At 57.1% G+C, this 3,696-nt stretch carries 5 protein-coding genes; all 5 read right to left on the bottom strand.

All coding sequences use genetic code 11. The features are described from left to right. On the bottom strand, nucleotides 1-584 hold a 584-nt coding region (locus tag L692_RS27945), incomplete at its 3' end, for a WG repeat-containing protein (RefSeq protein WP_036722369.1). 262 nt (nucleotides 585-846) lie between these two features. Beyond that, nucleotides 847-1,221: a NifB/NifX family molybdenum-iron cluster-binding protein gene (locus L692_RS0106610; protein ID WP_025698292.1), complete on the bottom strand. Its 375-nt coding sequence runs from the start codon at nucleotides 1,219-1,221 to the stop codon at nucleotides 847-849. Between the two features lie 264 nt (nucleotides 1,222-1,485). Next, nucleotides 1,486-1,947, bottom strand: a complete 462-nt coding sequence (locus L692_RS0106615; RefSeq protein WP_025698293.1) for a GNAT family N-acetyltransferase — start codon at nucleotides 1,945-1,947, stop codon at nucleotides 1,486-1,488. After that, the gene (purT, locus tag L692_RS0106620) at nucleotides 1,937-3,133 is read right to left on the bottom strand and encodes a formate-dependent phosphoribosylglycinamide formyltransferase (RefSeq protein WP_025698294.1); all 1,197 of its coding nucleotides are present in this window, start codon (nucleotides 3,131-3,133) and stop codon (nucleotides 1,937-1,939) included. The genes L692_RS0106615 and purT overlap by 11 nt, the downstream gene beginning before the upstream one ends. A 148-nt stretch (nucleotides 3,134-3,281) precedes the next feature. After that, nucleotides 3,282-3,696: hypothetical protein (locus L692_RS32445; protein WP_036722371.1), on the bottom strand; the 415-nt coding region annotated here is incomplete at its 5' end.

Genomic DNA, 3,696 nt, shown 5'->3' on the forward strand with positions numbered 1-3,696 from the left:
AGCGCCCGCCCCTCCTGCAAGGCGTTCAGATAATCGTACCGTCGTCCTGTCAGCGGTTTGCCCTTCTCGTCAATCAGAAAATATCCCTTGCTGTCGCTCGCGACCGCGCGCCCTTCTTCAAAGGGGCCGATATAGGTGTATATGGGCTTAATCACTTCTTTGCCCGCTGTATCGATCAAGCCGCTGCGATCCTTGCTCGAAATGACGGCCAGACCATTCTCCTGAAATTCTTCGGCATAATCGAAGCGGGGCTCTATGCCGATTCTTCCGTTGTCGCGGATATATCCCCAGAGCATCCCTTCCTTAAGCCTGAACGGCGCCGGATGCAGGGAAATGGTCCGCAAGCCGTCCTCGCCCGCAAGCTCCTCTCTCTCGCTCACATCCGCTTCCCCTCCGCGAATATCGATCCGGTACCAGCCGGGCTCGGGCGGGACAACCGCATAGTCCATTTCCGGGCTTCTTATATCCTGTACGGGCTGGGAAATGCGCTCATTCCAGCCGCTGCCGTCCCATTTCCAGACCTCCGCTGTCGTCCCCGCTGCCTTCTTCGCTGTCCGCATACCGTTCAAGCTGATTTTTATCATGCTCCGCTCCCCCTGTCATAAGGCGTTTGCCTATAGGATATGGGGGAGAAGCCCGGTTTGTGTATTGTCCAAGCCGAAAACCCGGAGAAAGACGCTGCAAGAAGAAACGCCTGACGGCGTCCCCCAAGGACGCAAGTACGTTTCTCGTAGAAATATAAGGCCTTTTATAAGCGTGAAACTTATACATTCTTATATTTGAACAAAAAAACGGCCGCCCGCTCTTGAAGGGACAACCGTTTCTTCTTACTGAATGCGGGAATGCTTACTCCGCCTGCTCGCGGCCCAGGAACGCCCGATTCTTCCGCTTGCTCTCGAACGCAATCAGCTTCGCCAGCGCATCCTCGACCGTTCCTCTGCTGGAATAGACCATAATGCCAAGCTGCTTCAGGTTCGCCTGGGCTCCCGGCCCGATCTGAAGCACCAGCACCTTGCTGCAATCCTTCAAGAGCTCGATGGTCTGGCTAAGCTCACCCGTCTGATGCTCGCCCTCGGCGCGCGTGGTTGCGTTCTCGCGGACTTCCAGCAGCGACCATTCCCCGTCATCGCTGACCTCATAGATATAGAAACGCTCGCTTCTTCCAAAATGCTGATCGACAAACTCCCCGTCGCTGCTTCCTACCGCCAATTTATAAGACATAGAGTCTTCTCCTTCCTGTCGTGCCGCTCGCAAGCCCTTCGCCGGAATCCCGCCAAGTATTCAATCCTCTTGGACAGTACCGCACTGCGAAATTCTGGCATGAAAGCTTTAATTCTATTAATGACATTAACGGGCATTTGAACCGCGGTCAAGACCTTGGAGCCGAACGCCCCGAAATTGCCTTACACTGGAGTGTCTTGACTGCCGTTCGAGTCATAAAAAAAACCACCCCTGCTAGAAGCGGGATGGGGATCTCATTACGATTTATAACAACGATTTGCTAAAGCGGTAACCGTTCTGCTCGAATCCGAGATGGCGGTAAAAAGCATGTGCCGGCGCGCGCTCGACGCGGTTGCCGCTGCTGAGGAAGATCTGCTTGCATTGACGGCTGCGCGCCCATTCTTCTCCGGCGGCTATCAGCCGTTTGCCCAGCCCGCTTCTTCTGAGAGACTCCTCGACAATAATGGCGGTAAGCTCCGCGATGCATTCCTGCTCCTTGCAATAGGAGAGAACCTGCCGGAGTTCAATCATGCCGACGGTTCGACCGTCCACTTCGGCGACCAGCGTGCAGCGGGCCGGATCATTCTGCACGGCTTCCAGCCTCTCTTTCATCACGTTAAGGGTCGTCGGATAGCCAAATCCTCTCAGCAAGGCTGTAATTGTCTCCAGATCGTTCATACCGATGTTGCGAATCTGCAGTACCGGTGCCTGAGTACTACTGTTCATCCTCGTATACCTCCACTTTTAGCAGGGACGCCGCCTCTTTGGCCGTCGCCCGCGCTTTTTCCACATTTTCGGCGGCGCTCAGCGCGACCGCCATCCGCCGTCCCGGGCGGACCTCCGGTTTGCCGAATACACGGACCTGCGTGCGGGGAAGCCGCAGCGCTTCATGGAGTCCGGTAACCGCGTAAGCCTGTCCGGCAGCGTCTTTCCCGGCCTTGAGCGTCGCCGACGCGCCCGGTGACCGCAATTCCACCGGCTCAAGCGGGAAACCGAGAATTGCTCTAACATGCAGAGCAAACTCCGACAAATCCTGAGTCACCATCGTTACCATTCCCGTATCATGGGGCCTTGGGCTGACTTCGCTGAACAGAACGCCCTCCCGTGTCAGGAATAGCTCTACACCGAAGATGCCGAAGCCGCCAAGCTCATCCGTTACGCTGCGCGCGATGCGCTGCGCCTGGGCCAGCTGTTCTTCCGTCATCTCATGCGGCTGCCAGGATTCCACGTAGTCTCCATCCTTCTGGATATGCCCGATCGGCGGGCAGAATACGGTTCCGGAGGAAGAACGAACGGTCAGCAGCGTAATCTCGCTCTCGAAGTCAACGAACGACTCCACAATGACCCGGGTCCCCTTGGCTCTGGCTCCCTCAAGAGCCGTATTCCAGCAGCTATCGGCTTCCTCCGGTCTGCGGCACACGCTCTGGCCTTTGCCGGACGAGCTCATAATGGGCTTGATTACGCACGGCGTTCCCAGCTCCTCCACCGCCTGGCGAAGCTCTTCCAGACTGTCTGCGAACCGATAGGCCGCCGTAGGATGGTCAAGCTTCTCGGCAGCAAGCCGCCGGATGCCCTCCCGGTCCATCGTCAGCCTGGCCGCGCGCGCAGTCGGCACAACACAGAATCCTTCTTCTTCCAACTCCATAAGAGCGTCCGTGGCAATGGCTTCAATCTCCGGAACGATAACATCGGGCTTCTCCGAACGGATCAGCTCCTTCAGCGCTTCTCCATCCAGCATATCCAGCACATAGGAACGGTGGGCAACCCCCATAGCGGGAGCGCCGTCGTAACGGTCTACGGCTACCGTCTCCACGCCCAATCGCTGGGCTTCAATGATCACTTCCTTGCCCAATTCTCCGCTGCCCAGCAGCAGCAGCTTGCGGCTGTAAGCAGAATAGGGAGATCCCCACATGTCGGTATTCAACCTCTTTCGGCAAAATTCGCTCCTTCCTGCAATATCCATGCAAAAAGCAGCAGTTTCTCTGCAAATTTTCAGGCTTCTTTATTTTCTTCCAAGACGCGGCAGATTGCAAGTGTTCTTCGACAATTTCCCGCAAACTTCACACTTCCATATTCAGCCTCCCGGCAAAAGCGGATTCAGCCTCCCGCAGACCGTCAGCGAGGATGCTCCAACGTGCCGCCGAATCACCCCCCTTCAGCATCCCGGCCATGGCCAAATCCCGCTCCTCCAGCTTCTCTCTCAGCGCACGGGACGCTCTGATGAGCGCCTGCGCCGTCAGCGATTCGTAATGATCCAGCAGAAGCGCCTCCCGCTTCGATGAAGCGGAGGCCAGCGCTTCCTTGAGCAGCGGCTCCGCGACGTTCCTTAACGCTTCCCGTCCGCCGCCTTCAAAGAAATGCTTCGGCGATTTGAACAATCCCCACATTCTGCCCCAATCCGCCGCAGGCAGCTCGATTTCGAGGGCTTCCGGCGCCGGCCAGACGCTATTCTCCTCTGCCTCGGAAGACGGCGGG

This window comes from Paenibacillus forsythiae T98, assembly GCF_000520735.1.
Lineage (GTDB): Bacteria > Bacillota > Bacilli > Paenibacillales > Paenibacillaceae > Paenibacillus_AQ > Paenibacillus_AQ forsythiae.

What these genes read in the sequence shown, in the direction of transcription:
- L692_RS0106610 (WP_025698292.1), bottom strand. Translation starts at nt 1,221, where the DNA reads ATGTCTTATAAATTGGCGGTAGGAAGCAGCGACGGGGAGTTTGTCGAT.
- L692_RS0106615 (WP_025698293.1), bottom strand. Translation starts at nt 1,947, where the DNA reads ATGAACAGTAGTACTCAGGCACCGGTACTGCAGATTCGCAACATCGGT.
- purT (WP_025698294.1), bottom strand. Translation starts at nt 3,133, where the DNA reads ATGTGGGGATCTCCCTATTCTGCTTACAGCCGCAAGCTGCTGCTGCTG.